At 55.1% G+C, this 17,840-nt stretch carries 13 protein-coding genes, 1 tRNA gene and 2 rRNA genes; 8 read left to right on the top strand and 8 right to left on the bottom strand.

From position 1 onward, the window contains the following. Positions 1-86 precede the first annotated feature (86 nt). The 3 genes from R2A130_RS14030 (at position 87) to R2A130_RS14020 (ending at position 3,695) form a co-directional block, all read left to right on the top strand. A 23S ribosomal RNA gene (locus R2A130_RS14030) occupies positions 87-2,891 on the top strand. Between the two features lie 91 nt (positions 2,892-2,982). Beyond that, positions 2,983-3,097, top strand: a 5S ribosomal RNA gene (gene rrf, locus R2A130_RS14025). A gap of 118 nt (positions 3,098-3,215) precedes the next feature. Continuing rightward, a complete protein-coding gene (locus tag R2A130_RS14020) occupies positions 3,216-3,695 on the top strand; it encodes an MOSC domain-containing protein (protein WP_009758452.1) in 480 nt (159 codons plus the stop codon). On the opposite strand, the gene R2A130_RS14015 is transcribed toward R2A130_RS14020, so the two are convergent. Next, entirely contained in the window at positions 3,692-4,480 is a 789-nt protein-coding gene (locus R2A130_RS14015) for a glycosyltransferase family 2 protein (protein WP_009758451.1), read from the bottom strand. The genes R2A130_RS14020 and R2A130_RS14015 overlap by 4 nt on opposite strands. A 204-nt stretch (positions 4,481-4,684) precedes the next feature. Here R2A130_RS14015 and R2A130_RS14010 point away from each other — a divergent pair. Beyond that, positions 4,685-4,761: transfer RNA gene (locus R2A130_RS14010), tRNA-Met, on the top strand. 263 nt (positions 4,762-5,024) lie between these two features. Here the strand turns inward: R2A130_RS14010 and R2A130_RS14005 are convergent. Further along, on the bottom strand, positions 5,025-5,438 hold the full coding sequence (locus R2A130_RS14005; protein ID WP_009758450.1) for a nuclear transport factor 2 family protein: 414 nt from the start codon (positions 5,436-5,438) through the stop codon (positions 5,025-5,027). A 158-nt stretch (positions 5,439-5,596) separates the two neighbouring features. Between R2A130_RS14005 and R2A130_RS17755 the strand changes: the two genes are divergently transcribed. Then, complete coding sequence (locus tag R2A130_RS17755) at positions 5,597-8,197, top strand: GAF domain-containing protein (RefSeq protein WP_009758449.1); 2,601 nt, start codon at positions 5,597-5,599, stop codon at positions 8,195-8,197. A gap of 63 nt (positions 8,198-8,260) precedes the next feature. Here the strand turns inward: R2A130_RS17755 and yghX are convergent, their stop codons facing one another. Then, positions 8,261-9,148, bottom strand: a complete 888-nt coding sequence (gene yghX, locus R2A130_RS13995; RefSeq protein ID WP_009758448.1) for a YghX family hydrolase — start codon at positions 9,146-9,148, stop codon at positions 8,261-8,263. Between the two features lie 247 nt (positions 9,149-9,395). Between yghX and R2A130_RS13990 the strand changes: the two genes are divergently transcribed. Beyond that, positions 9,396-9,632: an MbcA/ParS/Xre antitoxin family protein gene (locus R2A130_RS13990; RefSeq protein WP_009758447.1), complete on the top strand. Its 237-nt coding sequence runs from the start codon at positions 9,396-9,398 to the stop codon at positions 9,630-9,632. A gap of 10 nt (positions 9,633-9,642) precedes the next feature. Here R2A130_RS13990 and R2A130_RS13985 read toward each other — a convergent pair whose 3' ends face one another. The 4 genes from R2A130_RS13985 to R2A130_RS17750 all read right to left on the bottom strand — a co-directional run bounded on the left by R2A130_RS13985 (position 9,643) and on the right by R2A130_RS17750 (position 14,589). Further along, positions 9,643-11,157, bottom strand: a complete 1,515-nt coding sequence (locus tag R2A130_RS13985; RefSeq protein ID WP_009758446.1) for an AMP nucleosidase — start codon at positions 11,155-11,157, stop codon at positions 9,643-9,645. Positions 11,158-11,263: 106 nt separating this feature from the next. Then, complete coding sequence (locus tag R2A130_RS13980; protein WP_009758445.1) at positions 11,264-12,190, bottom strand: SMP-30/gluconolactonase/LRE family protein; 927 nt, start codon at positions 12,188-12,190, stop codon at positions 11,264-11,266. 81 nt (positions 12,191-12,271) lie between these two features. Continuing rightward, positions 12,272-14,035: an EAL domain-containing protein gene (locus R2A130_RS13975; RefSeq protein ID WP_009758444.1), complete on the bottom strand. Its 1,764-nt coding sequence runs from the start codon at positions 14,033-14,035 to the stop codon at positions 12,272-12,274. 59 nt (positions 14,036-14,094) lie between these two features. Further along, a complete protein-coding gene (locus tag R2A130_RS17750; protein ID WP_009758443.1) occupies positions 14,095-14,589 on the bottom strand; it encodes a PAS domain-containing protein in 495 nt (164 codons plus the stop codon). Positions 14,590-14,793: 204 nt separating this feature from the next. Here R2A130_RS17750 and R2A130_RS13965 point away from each other — a divergent pair, with 204 nt between their 5' ends. Further along, the gene (locus R2A130_RS13965) at positions 14,794-15,516 is read left to right on the top strand and encodes an autoinducer binding domain-containing protein (protein WP_009758442.1); all 723 of its coding nucleotides are present in this window, start codon (positions 14,794-14,796) and stop codon (positions 15,514-15,516) included. Here the strand turns inward: R2A130_RS13965 and R2A130_RS13960 are convergent. After that, positions 15,513-16,244, bottom strand: coding sequence for a hypothetical protein (locus R2A130_RS13960; RefSeq protein ID WP_009758441.1), 732 nt, complete (start codon positions 16,242-16,244; stop codon positions 15,513-15,515). The two genes, R2A130_RS13965 and R2A130_RS13960, sit on opposite strands and share 4 nt — an antisense overlap. A gap of 412 nt (positions 16,245-16,656) precedes the next feature. On the opposite strand from R2A130_RS13960, the gene R2A130_RS13955 reads away from it, so the two are divergent. Next, positions 16,657-17,694, top strand: coding sequence for a ketopantoate reductase family protein (locus tag R2A130_RS13955; RefSeq protein WP_009758440.1), 1,038 nt, complete (start codon positions 16,657-16,659; stop codon positions 17,692-17,694). The last annotated feature ends 146 nt before the right edge of the window (positions 17,695-17,840 follow it).

The following is a 17,840-nucleotide window of genomic DNA, read 5'->3' as shown; positions in this document are numbered from 1 at the left end:
GGTTGCGTGTCGATGAATGATTGTTTGTCGATGAAACACACCTGCGAATTCAAAAGGCGCAGGAGGTGGTCATCGGTAATGAGAACGATCAAGTGTCTTAAGGGCGTTTGGTGGATGCCTTGGTATGCACAGGCGATGAAGGACGTGATACGCTGCGATAAGCGTCGGGGAGCTGCGAATAAGCTTTGATCCGGCGATTTCCGAATGGGGAAACCCACTTCAGAGACCGTTATTTTGACCATTTCAGGCGCAAGCTCGAAGTGGTCGAATTAACGGTTTCAATGAGAAGTATCTACACATGAATACATAGTGTGTAAGAAGCGAACGCGGGGAACTGAAACATCTAAGTACCCGTAGGAAAATACATCAACCGAGATTCTGTTAGTAGCGGCGAGCGAACGCGGATCAGGCCAGTGGCAATTTGAAGACAAGCGGAATGTTCTGGAAAGGACAGCCATAGTGGGTGATAGCCCCGTACGTGTAATTCTTCTTTTTGTCCTTGAGTAGGGCGGGACACGTGAAATCCTGTCTGAACATGGGGGGACCACCCTCCAAGCCTAAATACTCGTGCATGACCGATAGTGAACAAGTACCGTGAGGGAAAGGTGAAAAGCACCCCGACAAGGGGAGTGAAATAGTCCCTGAAACCGAATGCCTACAAACAGTCGGAGCCCTTTATGGGTGACGGCGTACCTTTTGTATAATGGGTCAACGACTTAGTCTAACAAGCAAGCTTAAGCCGATAGGTGTAGGCGTAGCGAAAGCGAGTGTGAATAGCGCGTTTAGTTTGTTGGATTAGACCCGAAACCTAGTGATCTATCCATGGGCAGGTTGAAGGTGCAGTAACATGCACTGGAGGACCGAACCCACGCATGTTGCAATATGCGGGGATGACTTGTGGATAGGGGTGAAAGGCCAATCAAACTAGGAAATAGCTGGTTCTCCGCGAAATCTATTTAGGTAGAGCGTCGAATGAATACCCTCGGGGGTAAAGCACTGGATGGGCTATGGGGGCTTACCGCCTTACTGATCCTAACCAAACTCTGAATACCGAGGAGTACTATTCGGCAGACACACTACGGGTGCTAACGTCCGTAGTGGAGAGGGAAACAACCCTGACCGCCAATTAAGGTCCCCAAGTTATGGCTAAGTGGGAAAGGAAGTGAAGTTCCCAAAACAACCAGGATGTTGGCTTAGAAGCAGCCATCATTTAAAGAAAGCGTAACAGCTCACTGGTCTAAATAAGGAACTTTGCGCCGAAAATGTATCGGGTCTAAAGCCATACACCGAAATTGCGGGTGCATATTTATATGCGCGGTAGCGGAGCGTTCTGTAAGCCTGTGAAGGGATACCTGTGAGGGGTCCTGGAGGTATCAGAAGTGCGAATGTTGACATGAGTAACGATAAAAGGGGTGAGAGACCCCTTCGCCGAAAGTCCAAGGTTTCCTGCTTAAAGTTAATCTGAGCAGGGTTAGTCGGCCCCTAAGGCGAGGCAGAAATGCGTAGTCGATGGGAAACGGGTTAATATTCCCGTACCTGGTGGTAGTGACGGATCGCGTAAGTGGTTCACTCTTATTGGATTGAGTGGGCAGCGAAGCGGTTCCAGGAAATAGCTCCACCGTATAGACCGTACCCCAAACCGACACAGGTGGACAGGTAGAGAATACTAAGGCGCTTGAGAGAACTATGCTGAAGGAACTCGGCAAATTGCATGCGTAACTTCGGGATAAGCATGACCATGTTGGACGCAAGTCTTTCATGGTGGCACAAAATTGGGGGTAGCGACTGTTTATCAAAAACACAGGGCTCTGCGAAGTCGCAAGACGACGTATAGGGTCTGACGCCTGCCCGGTGCTGGAAGGTTAAAAGGAGAGGTGCAAGCCTTGAATTGAAGCCCCAGTAAACGGCGGCCGTAACTATAACGGTCCTAAGGTAGCGAAATTCCTTGTCGGGTAAGTTCCGACCTGCACGAATGGCGTAACGACTTCCCCGCTGTCTCCAGCATAGACTCAGTGAAATTGAATTCCCCGTGAAGATGCGGGGTTCCTGCGGTTAGACGGAAAGACCCCGTGCACCTTTACTACAGCTTCACACTGATATTAGTGATAATATGTGTAGGATAGGTGGTAGGCTTTGAAGCGTGGTCGCTAGATCGCGTGGAGCCATCCTTGAAATACCACCCTTATTATTATTGATATCTAACCGCGACCCCTTATCGGGGCCCGGGACATTGTGTGGCGGGTAGTTTGACTGGGGCGGTCGCCTCCCAAAGAGTAACGGAGGCGCGCGATGGTTGGCTCAGTCCGGTCGGAAATCGGACGTTGAGTGCAATGGCATAAGCCAGCCTGACTGCGAGACTGACAAGTCGAGCAGAGACGAAAGTCGGTCATAGTGATCCGGTGGTCCCGAGTGGAAGGGCCATCGCTCAACGGATAAAAGGTACGCCGGGGATAACAGGCTGATGACCCCCAAGAGTCCATATCGACGGGGTTGTTTGGCACCTCGATGTCGGCTCATCGCATCCTGGGGCTGGAGCAGGTCCCAAGGGTTTGGCTGTTCGCCAATTAAAGCGGTACGTGAGCTGGGTTCAGAACGTCGTGAGACAGTTCGGTCCCTATCTGCCGTGGGTGTAGGAATATTGAGAGGATCTGTCCCTAGTACGAGAGGACCGGGATGGACATATCACTGGTGGACCTGTTGTGGCGCCAGCCGCATTGCAGGGTAGCTATATATGGAATAGATAACCGCTGAAGGCATCTAAGCGGGAAACTAACCTCGAAACGAGTATTCCCTTGTAGAGTCGTCGAAGACTACGACGTTGATAGGCTGGGTGTGGAAGTGCCGTAAGGTATGAAGCTTACCAGTACTAATAGCTCGATTGGCTTGATCGTTCTCATTAACAATGATCTCCTGCCATCCAATGGGATGGCACACCGACAAACAATTAATTCCAGTTTCACAACATATGATGCGCTTTGCTGACCTGGTGGTTTTTGCGAGATGGCTGCACCCGATCCCATCCCGAACTCGGAAGTGAAACGTCTCAGCGCCGATGGTACTTTGTCTTAAGGCACGGGAGAGTAGGTCGCTGCCAGGTCTGCTAATCGCATCATATGAAATTCTCTCAACAAACTCTGAAAAGCCCCCGATCATTCGTGATCGGGGGCTTTTCGCGTTTTGGGCGCTGTTTACTTTCGTGTGCGGGAACTGATGATATGAAAACGCTTGCCGAATTGACCGCGCAGTTTCCAAGATCGGGTCGTGTTGAGTGGATCGGCGTTCGTCCGGCTCGCCGCGAGGCTCTGATCGCACTGAAGAAAACTGACGTTACCGAAAACGGATTGGCGCAGGATCGCCGGACCAAACCTGGCAAGCGAGCTGTGACGCTCATTCAATATGAACATTTGGCAGCGATCGCGGCACTGTCAGGGTTGGATGAGATCGATCCGGCATTGCTGCGCCGGAACATAGTCGTATCAGGCATCAATCTTCTGGCGCTGAAAGACCGCGCTTTCACTGTCGGAACTGTCCAGCTGCAAGGCACGGGCATATGCGCGCCATGTTCTCGCATGGAAGAACTGCTAGGCGCTGGTGGGTATAACGCAATGCGGGGCCACGGCGGTATTACAGCAAGCGTTACGGTTCCCGGCGCCCTGGTAATCGGATCAGCGGTAGAGTTCGTGAAACCCGTCTAAACGCGCTCGTTCGCCTGAGCCGCCAATATCTTAGGTATCCGCGCCGCGCGTCCTTTCGCTATCGTGTGAGCAGCGCGGATGCCATAGAGACCACCTGTGATGTGACGCTTTAGAAGTGCATAACGAAACAGTAGCACCGGGTATTCGATGGGCCGCCGCAGCCAGAGCTTCCACGCCGGTCGTCGGATCTCTTTGGCTTGCAATGTCGTGTAGCCATCCAGCTTGCGCGCCAGATGGTCCAGCGAACGCCACGACCAATGAAGGCAATCCCCCTCGAACCGTCCGATCTCGTGACCGTCACTGTCCACGACATCATGCACGAGAGAATTTCTGAACCGCATCACGCGCCGGTCATAGAGCCGGACGTAAGTGTGATGGTCTGCAAAAGGGCGCGGCTTCGCCCTACCGGGATAAACGGTTGTTTGTCTAAAACGATAGCCAGACAATTGCGGTACGGTTCGTTTCCAAGTTGCAATCTCATCGAGCAACTCCTGTGTCGGCACCTCATCTGCATCGAGGTTCAATATCCAGTCGTGTGCAGCTTGATCTTCGGCGAACCGTTTTTGTGGTCCGTAACCCGGCCAGTCATTGTGAACCACACGCGCACCAAGGCTTTCGCAGATCGTTTGTGTGCCGTCTGTGGACCCTGAATCTACAACCACTATTTCATCACAGACTTTCCCAGCAGCACTTAACGTCTGCGCGATACGGTCCGCTTCATTGAAGGCGATGATGGTACAACTGATAGCGGGCAAGAATATCTGCATGGTGGCAACGAGGAGCATTCCTCCCGTGCCACGGTAAGCACCGCACGGCAAACCCCATGCAGAAGCATCTCCGATGCGTCTAGCTGCTGGGTACATTTGATAGTGGCTCGCCACTTGCCAAAAATTACCGATCTAAAGCGAGGTTTCGCCCCTAATAGGGGTTCCCAAACCGAACGGCTCTCACTATATCAACCAAGCGCTGCACGAACGTTCAGCGCCTGTCGCGGGGTGGAGCAGCCCGGTAGCTCGTCAGGCTCATAACCTGAAGGTCGTAGGTTCAAATCCTACCCCCGCAACCAGTATTTCATGGGTCCTTGGCCCAACGAGCCATGTGCTTGAAATCATCCTTCCTGATTGCATATTTTTATTGAGATCTGAATGGCGCTGCTTTGCGAATCGCATTGTGACCGAGCGCTCAACTGCGCCAACCAATTTTCATTGCGTTGGCCTAGAGCAGCATTGATTAACATTCACGCACTTCTACATTCTGAAACGAAAGTGCGCCGCCAACGTCAAAGCAGGTTCGATTTTTGGTCGACCTGCTTTGAGTGACTTATTCAGTTCATGCCCAACCGAGTTCCTTCAGGGCGTGAGTGTCGTTCCAGATTTTCGTCATATGTGAAATCTTCCCCCCGGCGAATTCCATGGCGTAAACATAGTCAGATGCTGTGGCTTGCCCTGTCGGGTGCACGGGGCCACCTTCGCCGCTATTTGTGCCGTGGAAGACGGCGAACGCCATCACCACACCTCGTTCCTCGTCGGCGGCAAAGCCTTTAAGTTTGTAGTGCCCGTCTGGGACTGGGGTCAGTAGCCCTTTCATCCACTCCGCATATCCGGAAAGTGTGGTGACGTTGGCAAGCGCTTCAGCCTGGCAAGCAAAGGTGGCTGTCCCGTCGCAATGGGGTGCGCAGGCGTCCCAACCCTTGCCGGTTTCGCAGGCTTCAAAGAACGTCTTGGCAGTGTCCAGCATGTTCATGTTGGTATCTCCTGTTTTGTGGGGAAAGGGCCAATCCCTGCCCAACCACGCTGCCATATTCGCCTGTCGTAGCTTGCTGTGGCATCCCGCAAACTGCGCAGTTGATGGAGGAGAAATGTAGGGTAAGCTTACCGTTCATTTGTAGGAGGCCGACTGAGTTGGACCAACAGATCAACGCGCTTGAAACGCTTTCTAAACGAGAGATGGAGATTGCAGCTGCCTATGCTGATGGCGGCAGCAACAAGGAAATTGCACGCGATCTGAGCATTTCGCCAACAACGGTGCGCTCGCACCTTCGCACCGTTTACGGAAAGCTTGGCGTGACGTCGAAGATCGCGCTTGCGAAGGCGTTGGCCAATCCTGCCGACACTCCAAATCGCAACGCCGCAGGCGATGAGGAACTGACCGCGGACCTTGCTTTAGAACTCGACGAGGCCATGCGCCGTGAACGTATGATGGCGCGGGTGCTGCGCATCATCAGCAATAAGGATGCCGATCTCGACGAGGTGATTGACGAAGTCATCTCCCAAGCGCTCGAAATCTGCGAGGCGGAATTCGGCGTGCTGTTTGAATATCATGGCGATCTGAAATTCAGCGAAATGCGTTCGCAGAACATCACCAAAGCTTTTGCTGACTGGTTGGTCGAGCAGAACAGCTTTGAGGTGGAGCCATTTACCGGCCTCGGTCGCGTGGCCACTCGGTTGGAAACCGTCAATATCGCCGATCTTCGCAGCGAAGGCTTACAGGAAAGCGGTTCGGCCCTGCGGGTAGCCACATGCGATTTGGGCCATGCCCGTTCGTTTGCAGCCATTCCCATGATGGCCGGTGATCGCCTACTGGGCACGTTTTGCGTTTATCGCACCCGTGTTCATCCGTTTAACGAACGTGCATTGGAACTGGCGCAGGCCTTCGCCGATCAGGCTGCAATCGCGCTGGAGAACAGTCGCCAGTTTAACGAATTGCAGGAACGGCTCGACCGCACGGCGGCAACGCAAGAGGTGCTTGAGGCTATCAGCAACTCGCGTGACGACGAGGCCCCGGTTTTCGATGTCATTCTGCGTAACGCTCGCGCCCTGTGCGATGCTCCTTTTGCCGCGTTGGCCTTGGCGACGGCGGAAGATGCCCATCAGGTGATGGCTGCGCATCACGGTGCTGTGGCGAGCACGGTGGATCTTTACGCGGCTGATGAGGTGCCGATGGACGCAAAGCGTTCTTTCGCAGCCCGAGCGATTATCGAAAAACGGACCATCCATCTGGCCGATATGCGCGATACGCCGGAATACCGCGAGGGCGTGCCCAACATGGTCGCTATTTGCGACGGGCAGGGTATTCGCACCAATCTCTTCGTGCCGTTGGTTGCGGGTGGCAAAGGCATTGGCTGTTTCATTATATTTCGCAACGAGGTGCATCCCTATAGCGACGAGCAGGTGGCCTTGGTGGAAACTTTTGCCGCTCAAGCGGTTATCGCGATTGAGAACGTGCGCCAATTCAACGCGCTGCAAACGCGGCTGGAGCGGGCCAAGGCGACGCATGAAGTGCTGGAGGCGATAAGAGATTCACGCCAGGACGAGGGACCGGTGCTCGATGTCATCCTGCGGCGGGCCGCTGAGCTTTGCGGTGCGGATTCTGCCGCGCTCACATTGGGTAAGGCGAGCGAAGATACGCGTCAGCGCCTTGCAGCCGCCTTCGATATGCATCCAAAAACACGCGCGCTGTACACCGATGGCAAGGTGTCGATGAACCCTGAAACCTCTCTGGTGGCACGGGCAATCGTGACGGGCCAGACCCTGCATGTGCCTGATTATGCCGACACGGACGACTACCGCGCAGGCGAAGAAGTATTCCGCTCGTTGGTGGACGACACCGGGCTTCGCACAAGCCTGAACGTGCCTTTGTTATCCGGCGGCAAGGGTATCGGCGCGTTGGTGCTCTACCGCAAAAGCGTAAAACCCTACGCAGCAGACCAGATCGCTTTGGTAGAGACCTTCGCTGCGCAGGCCGTCATTGCGTTAGAAAATGTCGAGCAGTTCAAGACATTGAAAGCGCGCACCGCCGAAGTGCAGGCGCTTAATGCAGGGCTTGAATCAAAGGTGGCTGATCAAGTGCGCGAAATCGCCCGCATGGGCCAGTTGAAACAGTTCATGTCGCCCGCTGTCGCTGATGCTTTCATTTCATCGGGTGATGATAGCGCGCTTAAAAGCCATCGGGCGATGATCGCGACGCTGTTCTGCGATATTCGAGGTTTCACCGCCTTTTGCGAAAGCGCGGAGCCCGAAGAAACCATCGAGGTTCTGCAATCCTATCATGAGGAGATGGGCAATCTCATCGCGGCCCATGGCGGCGGCGTCGATAAGCGAATGGGTGACGGCATCATGGTCATCTTCAACGACCCGCTGCCGCATGAAGACCCAGCAGGCGAGGCGGTGCGGCTGGCTATCGCTATGCGCGGTTGCATGGAACGATTGTGCGCAAAGTGGAAACGGTTGGGCCACCGTTTGGGCTTCGGCGTGGGTATATCACTGGGCTATGCGACCGTAGGCATGGTGGGGTCGGAAGGGCGCTTCGACTACACCGCATCCGGTACTGTGGTGAACACCGCAGCGCGCCTGTGTGATCTCGCCGAAGACGGCGAAATCCTACTCTCCCCCCGCGCTTGGGCTGCCGTCGAAGACGAATTCGAAGCCAGCAGCAAAGGCGAGGCGGAGATTAAGGGTATCCGCGAGCCTGTGGAGCTTTTTTCCATAAAAGCAGCGGCATGAATTTACGATAGCGATACCGCAGGTTTGAGATGAACGCTTTTCCGGCTACAGCGTCGGCGGAGGCTACGTCAGATATTTGTTGAACCAGCCGATCGTGCGATCCCAAGAAAGCTGCGCCATTGCTTCATCGTAACGGGGCGTGGAATCGTTGTGGAAGCCGTGGTTGGCGTTTTCGTAAATATAGGCTTCGTAGGTTTTCCCGTGTTCCTTCAGCGCAGCCTCATAGGGAGGCCAGCCGGCGTTGATGCGCTCGTCGAGCTCACCATATTGCAACAGTAGAGGGGCTTGGATGCGCGGCACGTCTTCCACTGCAGCCTGCCTTCCATAGTACGGCACCGACGCGCCCAATTCCGGATAGGCAACTGCCAGCGCGTTGCAGACGCCGCCACCGTAGCAGAAGCCTACGCAACCAACCTTGCTGGTGGTTTCTTCGCGGCCAACGAGGTTTTCATAGCCTGCAAAGAAGTCGTTCATCAGTTTGGTGCGATCGACCGTGCGTTGTAGTTCGCGGCCTTTCTCGTCATTGCCGGGATAGCCGCCAACGGAACTCAGACCGTCAGGTGCCATAGCGATGAAACCGGCCTTTGCCACTCGGCGCGCGACGTCTTTGATATATGGATTCAAGCCACGGTTTTCGTGGATCACCAGAACTGCAGGAAGAGGGCCTTCCTTATTTGTGGGTCGCACGACGTAAGCTTCTACATCGCCGTTTCCTTCCGGTGAGTTGTAGATCTCGTAGATGGCTTTGATGTCGGGATCATTGAACGATACCTGTTCGGCCAATGCGTAATTGGGCTTCATCATATCCAGCAGCATGACGGCTGTGGCGCCGCCAACGGCGAACTTGCCTGCGCGGTTGAGAAAATCCCGTTTGGTGATCTTCCCGTGTGCGTAGAAGTCGTAAAGTTCCAGCAGCTCTTGGTCGAAATCCTTGGCGGTCAATCGCTTCATCGGTTCACTCACGCTGTGGTTTTATGTTCTGAGCGTAAGTCGCATGGAGAGTTCCTGCAAAATTAATTCTCTGCAACGTTGGATGCGGTGGGTTCTTGCAAAAAAAATTCAAACGCTATCCCGTTCGAGTCATTCAGCTTTCGCTCAATGCGTCATTCACAGCCCCTGTGGATACTTCAAATTCAATTGACGCTCCGGCAGAATCGCCATGTTGTGCAATGTATCAGCGAGTGCGGAGTGTGTGGCTATGACGACCGGACAGAATGATCTTCTCGACACCATCACGGCATACGCCATCAGCGCATTTGGCGAAGATGGCGCGGCCAAGTGGTTGCGGCATCCTTGGCGGGTTTTTGATGATCGCCGACCGATGGACATGTTCAGCCACCCGACGGATGCCGAGCGGGTGATTGCCTATTTGCGCGAATTGTTGGGGGCGGAAACTTCGCTGTCTCAAGCAGGTTTGCGCCCAAACGAAATCTAGGTTCAGATTTCTACTGAAACGCAGTTTCGTAGAAGCTGCGGAGCTTGCGGGAATGCAGCCGTTCCGGCGGCATGTCGCGCAGCTTTTCCAACGCCCTGATCCCTATCTGCATGTGCTGCTTCACTTGGCTGTTGTAGAAATCAGTCGCCATGCCGGGAAGTTTTAGCTCGCCATGCAGCGGCTTATCAGACACGCAGAGCAACGTTCCGTAGGGCACGCGGAAGCGAAAACCGTTGGCTGCGATTGTAGCCGATTCCATATCCAAAGCGATGGCGCGGGAGATCGACAGGCGCTGCACGGGGCCACGCTGGTCACGCAATTCCCAGTTGCGGTTATCGATCGTTGCAACGGTGCCGGTGCGCATGACCTGTTTCAGATCATAACCTGTGTAACCTGTCACCTCTTCCACGGCTTGTTCCAGCGCGACCTGAACTTCGGCAAGGGCAGGAACCGGCACCCACACTGGCAAGTCAGCGTCCAAAACGTGATCTTCGCGCACATAGGCGTGGGCCAGCACGTAGTCGCCCAAACGCTGCGAGTTTCGAAGGCCGGCGCAGTGCCCCAGCATGATGAAAGCGTGGGGGCGCAACACCGCGATATGGTCGGTGGCGGTTTTTGCGTTGGAGGGGCCGACGCCGATGTTCACCATGGTGATGCCGGAGCCGTCTTCGCGCACCAAGTGATAGGCTGGCATTTGCGGCATGCGCGAGGGTGTTTCGCCGGTGGTGCCGCTGGCTGTCGTGATGCGGTTTCCCGGCTCTACAAAGCGCACGTAAGTGCCATCGCGCACGGCCGCTTGGCCAAAGGCCACGAACTCGTCGATGTAGAATTGGTAATTGGTGAACAGCACGTAGTTTTGAAAATGGTGCGGTTCGGTCGCCGTGTAATGCGTCATGCGGTGCAGTGAATAATCGATCCGCTGTGCGGTAAAAGGCGCGAGCGGATGCACATCGTCTGCGGCGAGTTCCAGTGAGCCATTGACGATTTTGTCATCGGTTGACGCGAGGTCGGGTACATCGAAAATATCGCGTAATGGGCGCGATAGGGCTTCGGCCAATGCGGCCTCGACATAAGTGCCTTGATTGAATGCGAAGTGCAGCGGGACGGGTGTGTCCGAGATGCCAATCGTAACCGGAACCTCATGGTGGCGGACCAGCAGGTCGATCTGGTTGCACAGGTAGTCGTCGAACAGGGTAGGGCGCGTGACTGTTGTGGAGTAGCGGCCCGGTCCACCGACGTAGCCGAAGGCGAGGCGGCTATCGACGCGGGTGTGACTTGCCGTTGCAAAACGGATTTCGGGATAAAAGGCGCGGTAGCGGAATTCCGACTGTCCGGCGGCTAGAACTTCATCGAAGGCGTCGCGCAGGAATTGTGTCTGCGCTTCGTAGATTTCTGTCAGATAGGCCACCGCTTCAGCACCGCTGTGGAACTCGCGCGAATTGGCAGCTTTGGGTGAACGGATTGGCAAATCGTTCACGGCCAATCGCGGCAGCGGTGAGGTGCTTTTATGATCCGTTGTGTCCATGCGCGTTGGTCCTTCTGCAGCGGTTCAGCGCTGATAGCATCTTTGCCGGTGGCGTGGATATGTTTGCTGCCAGTGACAGATGAGTGACCGAACGATGACGCCGGTTTTACATCACCTGCTTGGCACGCGTTTTAGTTCTGATGCGATAAAGTCCGGTGGACGCGGTGATGATGAGCGCGTCTAACGCCTTGCCCGAAAAACAGAAGTTGGTCGATTTCTCCGGCATCAAAATAACACCGAGACAGTCGGCATCGGCGGTGAAGATATGTACGCCACCGGGGCCATTGCAGAACAGGTTACCGTCTATGTCGACCTTCATGCCATCGGGCACCCATTTGCGCGTTCCGCCAAGAACGATGCCACCGGTTACGTCTGCCCAAACCTCGTCACCGGTGAGCGTGCCGTCTTCGTTTACGGCAAAAGATCGTATGCAAGGGCGGGCGGAATCGTTGATAAAAAGCGTGGTCTCGTCGTTCGACAGGCACAGGCCGTTCGGCTGCTCGAAGTCATCGGTGACAAGGTGCAACGCACCATCGGGGTCCAGCCGATAGACGCCGCGGCAGGCCTGCTCTTCCTCGCGCACAATGCCCAGTTCAGGGCGCTGCCGCCCGAACGAAGGATCGGTGAACCAGATCCGTCCCTTGCTGTCGCAGATGACGTCGTTCGGGGAGTTCAACTCGCGACCATCAAAATGGGTGGCAATGGGCGCAATGAGCTTGCCTTCGTGGTCGTGCCGGATGACTTGGGACGCTGCGTGTTCGCAGGTAATGACGCGGCCTTGTCTATCGAAGCAGTTACCATTGGCCTGATTGGATGGACGGCGGAAGACAGACACTCCGTCTACTTCACTCCAGCGATATTGAACGCTGGCGGCTATATCCGAAAAGAGAGCATAGCCCTCCCGCTCGTGCCAGATGGGGCCTTCTGTGAAGACGAAGCCTGTGGCCAGACGTTCGAGTTTTGCTTCGGGCGCGATGATGTCGTGAAAACGCGGGTCGCGAATTTCAAAGCCCGGCTGGGTCGGTTCCGTCATATTCGCTCTCTGCTGCGTGTGCCAGAGCGCTTTTATATTCCATGATGGGGGCAGGCACCATCACACGAATGCCGGGCGCTCTTAGCCTGAAATAAGGCGCGCCCTGTCCCGTGCGCTTGGGCTTGGTGCGAGCTCTGGCGCAGCTTCGATTTTCTGACGCAACGTGGTGCGGTCGAAAACGGTCACCATGGTTTTGCTCACCGCTTCTGCGGGCGCGGGCTTGGCGTAGAAGAAACCTTGGCCACGGCTACAACCCATTGCTGCCAGTTGTGCAGCTTCTTCGCGGGTTTCAATGCCCTGTGCCACCGTACTGTAACCGAAGTCCTTGGACATTTGGATCAATGCGCTGACGATGGAACGATCCTTGGGGGACACGGTCATATTGCCGATAAATGACCGGTCGATTTTCATGATGTCGCACGGCACATTCTTCAGTTGCTGAAGCGATGCCGCATGCGTCCCGTAGTCGTCGATCGCGATCAACACGCCGGCTTCCCGCAGGCGGTTGATGTGGTCGGTTACTTCGGGAGAGGGCGTTTGCAACATTACGGCTTCCCCGACCTCAAGCATCAGGTGGCGTGGTGAGAGACCACGATCTTCCAGCAATGCCAAAGTGCGTTGTGAAAACTGGTCCTGTTGCAGATCAAGTGCCGTGACGTTGATACCAACGCTTCCGAAGTGCAGGCCCTGACGATGCCACGTCGCCATGTCGTTAGCGATTTTTTCCATGATCACGTGGGACAAGCGCACGCAAATTGCGGAATCGTCGAACACCTGCATGAACAGGTTTGGCGCGATCAGCCCACGTGTGGGATGGTTCCAGCGGGCAAAGGCTTCGAAGCCTGAAAGCTTACCGCTGTCGAGGCAAATGATCGGATGGTAGTAGGGGACGACTTCGCCGTTTTCCAAGGCATCCTGAAACTGTTTGGCGACCTTGGCGCGTCGTTTCTCGTTTTCCCTCAAAGCCGGTGAGTAGGACACCACGCTTGCACCGGCATGGGTGCGTGCGGTGCGCAGGGTCAGTTCAAGATCGTCCGTTATGTCAGTGGTGCTCGTCCGGTTGCCATCCAGCCGTAGCCAGCCGCAGCGTATCTGCATGGTCATGACAATGCCGTCGGCGCGGCGGAGGCGTGAAAGGGTCGTGATGTGATGGAGAACGATTTCTGAAGCATCTACGCCTTCAGGTTCCTCGATAATCAGCATGAACCGACCGTCATTGAAGCGGGCTGCAAATCCGCCACGCTGGCGAATTGCGCTGGCAAACGTTCGCTGGATCGTGTCGATCTCGTTTGGTGATGTTCCCGGTGCGATAAGCAATTCCAGAACGCACACAATTTGTGTTTTTGGCTGCCCGTCGCACGCCTGTTGCTCATCAATGAAGTGCTTAAGTTTGCGGTTCATACCATGTTCGTTGGGCAGGCCGGTGAGCGGGTCATGGTAGGCTTTTCGTTCAACCTGGCGCTGCTGAAGCACCGTCTCTGTTACGTCCTCCAACGTCCCAAACAGCTGCAAATTCTCGCCATCTCGGCACTCCGGACAACCAACGGAACGCACCCATTTGCGCTTGCCCTGCACATCAAAAGGCAAAATGAGTTCGTAGCGCCGGTTTTCAGCAATCGCGCGTTCCATCGTTGTTGTCAGCGCGGCTTTGGCGTCTTCAGGAAAGGGCGCCAGCGTGAGTTCAAGGGTGACTGGTTCGTCCGGCTTCGTGCCGTAGATCGCTGATATTTCGGACGACCATTGCACCGCTTCCGTTTCGGGATCGTAGGACCAAGAACCGACCCCCATCATTGCGCCCACTGTGTTGGCCAATTGATCTTGCTGCTGGTCTTTATCGTGTGTCATCGGGTTGGCTCCGTGCCGAGCTGAGATATCTTTATGAGGCGGTGCTGTTGGCGTGGGCGCTAGCCGATGGAAGCAATCGCTCTGTTGGCCGGTTGGAACTCTGAAAATGTGCCGATCATTTCCGGCGCACAGCCCGGCCTGTGGCGAAATTTGCCGGTCGATTTCACAAGTTTATATCCGCTGTAGGCACGCTTGAGCCGAAGTACGAATCGGAACGCGCTTTTGCGTGTAATGGCCTCTTCAATGACCTGCGGAAGGTACTGCTGGTCTTCGGGGTGGTAGCGGGAAATTGCCGCTTCAAGATCTACAGGCCCATCTACCTGGGGCAGTTCGTGGATACGGAAAACGTCTTCGCTCCACGAGACCTGTGACGTTTCAATATCAAGCCGCCACATTCCGTAATTGTCGAAAGCCGAGAGGATGTTCAGCAGCTCTGCGCCGGAGACATCGATGTCGTCGATCATTTGCGGATTACGCGCTCGCTCACGGAAGTCGAGATTGAGGATGTCGTTGATCGATTCCATGCCAAATTCGACGTCGGCGACACTTTGCATGGCGGGCATTCCTGTTCGTTAAATGATCTTTTCGTCTTGCTCTCAATCTGACGCGCAGGCCCAATTCCGCAATTCCCCACAATCGGTGGGAAGCCGCTTAACCTTTGATAAAGGTGGCTGTTAACGAGTTGGTAAGACTAAATATGCAACTAAAAGTTGTATTACCGGGCGGGTAAAACCTTTTCATTGGAAGGTCGAAACACCATGCTCGCCAATAAACTGACTGATTATGTTGATGAGATATCCCGCCTTGAGACAGCCTATGATGTGTTTCGATATGCGCGCCGTTTAGGCAACGACTTTGGTGCTAGCCGATTCTCCATCTTGACGCTCGACAAGCAAACCAGCGCGATCTCGGACCTTGGCGTCGTCAACAATTGGGACCCCGAACTTATTGCCGTTTATGATGAAAACGGTCTGTCCAAAGCCTCGCCAGTTCTAGGGCATTTTGAGACGGGCAATCGGGTGATGACCTATGATATGGATACAATGTTGCAGGAGCGTGCGCCTGAAAGCGCAGCGTTGGCGCGTGAACTGTTCAACGATTTCGATATGAAATATGGCGCGTGTTGTCCGGTTAATGATGGTAAGGGCAATCGTGGTGGCCTTGTCTTTTCCGGCAATGAACTCGTCCTGAACCCTGATGATGGTGCCATGCTGCATTTGCTGTCGAATTATCTGTACGACCACCTCGTGCAGATTTCGGCCACCTCGGTTACCCGCTCCGAAATGCCGTCGCTTTCAGGTCGTGAGATGGATTGTCTGTCTCATGCTGCTTTGGGTAAGACGTCTAAGGAAACCGCCCGTGATCTTGAATTATCGGATCATACCGTGACGCATTACCTTGCGCTCGCATGCAAGAAACTGGAAGCGGTAAACCGCGTTCACGCGGTTGCGAAAGCATTGCGCTTGGGGCTTCTCAGCTAGACAGCTTCCAAGGTGAGGTTTTCGCTTTCGAAGGTCTTGCGGCATGCGGTCATGTCCACGCCAAACATCGCTTCCAGCTCTTCCAGCACATCGTGGCCATCGCCTGTGCTTCTGGCCTGCCATGCAGACCGGTTACGCTGCGTTTCGAGCTGCGCTTTAGCATCCTCGTTGGCCGGATATGACAGGACACGGCTGTTTTTGTCATCTGCGATAAGGTCGTAGCGGTAGAGCGTTCGCGTGCTGTCGTCGATACCGTCAGTAATGCCTGTGTCGGTCGTCTGTACTACGATGCCTAAGTCGCTCAATGCTGCCACGCCATCAGCTTCGCCATACCCGCTGATGACATCATAATCATGAGACCGGGCGTAACCTATGCATGCTGTGATAAGCTTGCGTAGGTCATCGCACGGTGGTGTTGCGGAAGCATCGAAAGCTGACGCGAAACATACCCGCTCCAGCTCCATCCGCATGCTGGGACGTGAGGAATTGAAATTTCCTCGATTAGGGCGGGGGTACATTCTGGCATAGCCGATGATTTCCCCGCCATCGTACCACTGAACCACATGAACTGCCAGCTCATTGTCGCTGGAATCGCCCGGCGAAGATGTTCGTTCCATTTGTCCAAGCGATGTGCCGCGATGCTGCGCACCCATTTTCCTCAGTTCCAGGCATTGCTCCCAAACTTTCCAGTTCGATGCCAATGCATGATGGGTGAGGAACTCGATCATGGGGTACTCCTTAGCCGACTGGATGATATCGCAATTGCCAGTTTGCGTATCCGATAGACTGTTTATGGCGGAGGTTTCTGATCTGCGCGTTTGTAAACCGTCACATGATTGCCTAGCGAAATTTAAGGGGTAACGAGTTCGCGCAACGCACAAGATTCCTGCTGCAGGTTGGAGCAACGACAATTGTTTCAGGATGCCCTATGCGCTTTTTTGATGCGTTCTCGCAGAACCTTTCATCTGCCGGTAAAAGCGAACTCGCCTTCGACCATTGCGGCTTCAACCGCCCGTGCGAGGAGAGTTTCGCATATGATAGCTCCCAGCCGATCTATTTCCCTGACGATGACAAATTTTGCATCGCCGCGCAGGCTTCGCTAGGAGATGCCACCGCTTCCCGTCTGCAAGGCTACCGCACATGCAAATCCTCATCCTCGGCGCATCCTACGGCTCACTTCTGGGTACGAAACTCGCCATGGCGGGCCATGACGTCGATCTTGTCTGCCGTGAAGCCACAGCCAAGCTGATGAATGATGAGGGTACGGTCGTCCGTATCAAACTGCGCGATGAAGACGAGCATCGCTCGATTTCGTCCAAAGGCCTAGCGGGTAAGGTTCGTGCGATCACGCCGGAAAATGTGAATGCCGAAGACTACGATCTCGTGGCGATGGCCATGCAGGAGCCGCAATACGGTGCTGGTGCTGTCGCCGACCTGATGGGCCGCATAGCGGCTGCTAAAAAGCCATGCCTGTCGATCATGAACATGCCGCCAATGCCGTATTTGAAGCGCATTGAAGCTCTGACCGATGTCGATCTCACAGCTTGCTACACCGCCCCCGCAGTATGGGAAGCCTTCGAACCCGGCCTGGTGAGCCTGTGCAGCCCGGACCCGCAGGCGTTTCGCCCGCCGGAAGAGGGCGCAAATGTTCTTCATGTCGGCCTGCCCACCAACTTCAAGGCGGCAACCTTTGCCCATGACGCTCACAACACGATGCTGCGTCAGTTGGAAACTGATATCGCTGCCGTAACGCTGGATGGCAACGACGTGCCGGTGAAGTTGCGCGTGTTCGATTCTCTCCACGTGCCACTGGCCAAATGGTCGATGTTGCTCACAGGCAATTACCGATGCGTTCAGGCCGATGGCGAGCAGGCCATCCGTGATGCCGTTCATGGTGACCTCGAACGTTCCCGCGCTATCTACGCATGGGTTGATGGCGTGGTTCAAAAGCTCGGTGGCGACGCGGCTGATAGTGTGCCGTTTGAAAAATACGCCAAGGCTGCTGAGCAGTTGCTCAAGCCGTCATCTGCGGCCCGCGCCATTGGTGGCGGTGCGACGAACATCGAACGCGTGGACCGGCTCGTCCAAACCGTTGCGCGTGGGCTGGGCATCGACACGTCGTTGATCGACGACACCGTTGCCACCGTGGATGCACGCCTAGCGGCTAATTCCCGTTAGGCCGAACTGGCTCGCCGGTGCGACGACTGTTGGTCGTCATTTGAATTGCATCGCCGCACGCATTTGCTAATGTCGATTTGCCGGACAGGGTTCCCGGCCGACCGTTGAGCCGGTGGACGCCCCAGTCCACGCATTCGGACAGCGTG

The organism is Ahrensia sp. R2A130, assembly GCF_000179775.1.
Lineage (GTDB): Bacteria > Pseudomonadota > Alphaproteobacteria > Rhizobiales > Rhizobiaceae > Pseudahrensia.
The sequence above is the reverse complement of the archived record's forward strand: the minus strand, read 5'-3'. Positions and strand labels throughout refer to the sequence as shown.

Bases quoted from the DNA above. Each gene is read 5' to 3' on its own strand.
- R2A130_RS13955 (WP_009758440.1), top strand. From the start codon at position 16,657: ATGCAAATCCTCATCCTCGGCGCATCCTACGGCTCACTTCTGGGTACG.
- R2A130_RS13975 (WP_009758444.1), bottom strand. From the start codon at position 14,035: ATGACACACGATAAAGACCAGCAGCAAGATCAATTGGCCAACACAGTG.
- yghX (WP_009758448.1), bottom strand. From the start codon at position 9,148: ATGAAGCGATTGACCGCCAAGGATTTCGACCAAGAGCTGCTGGAACTT.
- R2A130_RS13990 (WP_009758447.1), top strand. From the start codon at position 9,396: ATGACGACCGGACAGAATGATCTTCTCGACACCATCACGGCATACGCC.
- R2A130_RS14005 (WP_009758450.1), bottom strand. From the start codon at position 5,438: ATGAACATGCTGGACACTGCCAAGACGTTCTTTGAAGCCTGCGAAACC.
- R2A130_RS17750 (WP_009758443.1), bottom strand. From the start codon at position 14,589: ATGCAAAGTGTCGCCGACGTCGAATTTGGCATGGAATCGATCAACGAC.
- R2A130_RS14020 (WP_009758452.1), top strand. From the start codon at position 3,216: ATGAAAACGCTTGCCGAATTGACCGCGCAGTTTCCAAGATCGGGTCGT.
- R2A130_RS14015 (WP_009758451.1), bottom strand. From the start codon at position 4,480: ATGCTCCTCGTTGCCACCATGCAGATATTCTTGCCCGCTATCAGTTGT.
- R2A130_RS13960 (WP_009758441.1), bottom strand. From the start codon at position 16,244: ATGATCGAGTTCCTCACCCATCATGCATTGGCATCGAACTGGAAAGTT.
- R2A130_RS13965 (WP_009758442.1), top strand. From the start codon at position 14,794: ATGCTCGCCAATAAACTGACTGATTATGTTGATGAGATATCCCGCCTT.
- R2A130_RS13980 (WP_009758445.1), bottom strand. From the start codon at position 12,190: ATGACGGAACCGACCCAGCCGGGCTTTGAAATTCGCGACCCGCGTTTT.
- R2A130_RS13985 (WP_009758446.1), bottom strand. From the start codon at position 11,157: ATGGACACAACGGATCATAAAAGCACCTCACCGCTGCCGCGATTGGCC.